Source organism: Psychrobacter sp. FME13 (genome assembly GCF_014861395.1).
GTDB lineage: Bacteria > Pseudomonadota > Gammaproteobacteria > Pseudomonadales > Moraxellaceae > Psychrobacter.
The window spans coordinates 1-2,467 of record NZ_RRYV01000252.1; the positions used below are offsets into that span (position 1 = coordinate 1).

General features: G+C 40.3%; 2 protein-coding genes. Both read right to left on the bottom strand.

Translation table 11 applies throughout. The features are described from left to right. Positions 1-445: 445 nt before the first annotated feature. Positions 446-1,702 (bottom strand): type II toxin-antitoxin system HipA family toxin, encoded by a 1,257-nt coding sequence (locus tag EI164_RS15640; RefSeq protein ID WP_192520901.1) that lies wholly within the window; start codon positions 1,700-1,702, stop codon positions 446-448. Between the two features lie 4 nt (positions 1,703-1,706). Next, a complete protein-coding gene (locus EI164_RS15645) occupies positions 1,707-2,012 on the bottom strand; it encodes a helix-turn-helix domain-containing protein (protein ID WP_192520902.1) in 306 nt (101 codons plus the stop codon). Positions 2,013-2,467: the final 455 nt, after the last annotated feature.

Below are 2,467 nucleotides of genomic sequence, written 5' to 3' on the forward strand. Positions count from 1 at the left end.
CTTACAACGATCTTGCCTTAGGTGATCCGCGTACATTTATGCTTTCAGCAACGATGGATTTTTGATTTGGATGAGGGTGTGTTTTTATGGTAGAACTGCTGATCCAAGTTTAGAAGTCGTAGACGCAGCGAGACTGGCACCATGTCTAACTTATAAAGGGTTGGTTATATAATATTTTCGTATGTATTTAGAGTAATATTATATGGCACAATATTTTTTAGTAAAAAGCTACGACACAAATTTATGTGTCGTAGCTTTTTACTTGTGCTAACAGTGATAGTAGGGTTCAGCTTAAAGGACTTGAGGTAATGCGAGGTTATGTCTAAATACAATGATTGGTGCGCCCACCAAGCATCGACTAATACACCTTAATCCTTAAAATATAAGGTCTATAGGATTTGTTTTATTAATTTTAACAACAAATTTAACAACTTATATAACGCCATCAACTTGCCATCCGCTCAATGTTATCTTTTATATCACAAGCGACCTTATTTGATAACTCTTTTTCAATATCATAGTTGTCAATGATAGTTAAAAACGCTTCAGCGACTGATGCTACTTGATCAATCATTGTTTGAGCTTTATTTTTCTTAATATCAGCTGCTTTAGCCAGTTTCAGTAAGTCAGATCGAGTAGGGTGCTTCGCTTCACCTGTCACATCCATTTGATGATAACCATTCATTCCTGAGTTATAAGCAAGATCATAAACGGGCGCTAATGACCACCTGCCAGCTTTGTCCATCATAAAAGAGAAGTTTTTGCTATGGTCGTCTTTATTATTAAAAATCACATTAAATACCGCATGTCTAAAACCGTCTTCTACCGCGGCTTGTGACCCAGTTAACATACGCACACAGCGCAAATACTGCAGATAATCTAGCGATGGGATGCGAAAATCAATGTCTAATAAGCCTGCCAGCGTATGAGTATGCACGCGCTGATCGCCTATTCGGTCAAAACGTTCAACCCCAAACGCGGCATAGTCGTTATTAATATCAAAATAGTGATGCGCTGGCATGTTAAGACCTGCTTGTTTTGCCATATCAGCGTAAAGCGCTTCTAATAGACAGACGCTTTTGTGCTCAGACTGAGCAGGGAACTTGATAAGCCAAGGTGTTGCCGGTGGGTTTGCGCGGGTTAAATCAGTAGTGATAAAATCACTTGCCTCATCATATAAAACCAACGCTTTTGGTCTAGCGCCCTGAGGGGAGCCGCCAATAACGATAAGCTCAGCCAATATGTCACTGTCTTGACCCGATAGAATGGTTTGATTGGCAGCCGCAAGCTTCGCTAAAGTCAGCTCCGGCATATCAATAGCATCAGATAAATCATGCTCAGGTTCAAAGCTCAGGGCGCCCATGGCTGAATCGCCAATATAAGCCAAGCGATCTAAAACATTAATTTGCTGTATAGGTTTGTCCATAACCTTCCGAAAAAACCTATCCATCAGCAGCATGCCCCAACCATCAGGCAAGCTATCTGACAACAGACCGCAAAGATAATGACTGGACGCATGACTGCCATAATAAGGCGCACTGCGTAGTGGCATCTCGATAGGCGATATCTCTAAACCATCAGCAATCCACGCCGCATCATAGCCAAATACAGGGCGGCGTCCGTCCATTGTGAGCTGACCGATAAGACGTTTAGATCCAAAGCCTTTATAATAGACATTAATAACAGATATTGGTTGGTACATAGCGTTACTCGCTAGCTTTATTTGATGCTCGCAGGCGTGGGTTTTGTTTAGCGATAATGTCTTCAATACTGCTAGGTTTGATGTCAAACAATTCGGCAAAATGATTAATCATACCAAGTGCAATGGCAAGCCGGATTACATTATCTAGCGTGCCACCTTGTCCCGACTCAATGCGAGCCACTGTACTGACACCAACACCTGCTTTTTCTGCTAGAGTAGCTTGGGTTAGATTGAGTACCAATCGCTGCGTTTTTAGGCGCTCACCCAAAATGACAGCTATCTCACTTGGCGTATAAAAATCAAATCGCATATTATGTTAATCGCTCATAATTGGATGTTTAAGTGCTATTATAGCATTTAAAGACTCAAATATGAATGATGGTGTATATAAGTAATAAGTTGACAGCAAATTATATTGCTCTAGCACTCATCTTTAGTGTCATGAATCATGCGGAAAATATTAAAATATAGTTTTAACCCTTTAAAGTATAGCGCTTGTGAAGCAAGAAGATGTCGCAAGGCTATCGTCAGAGTTTCAATAGAGCTCTATTCATATTTATCAGTCAGATAGGTTGGGATGTCAATTTTAGTTTACTGTTATTAGCGATTCAGATATATTACATACCATTTGTGCAAGGATAGATGATGAATTTCGTGACTATTGATGTGGAAACTGCTAACTCAGATGTCGGCTCTATTTGCCAAATAGGAGGGAGTTTCCCAAACTCTGTGTAACTGCTTATAATCCACTAACAGGAGAATAAG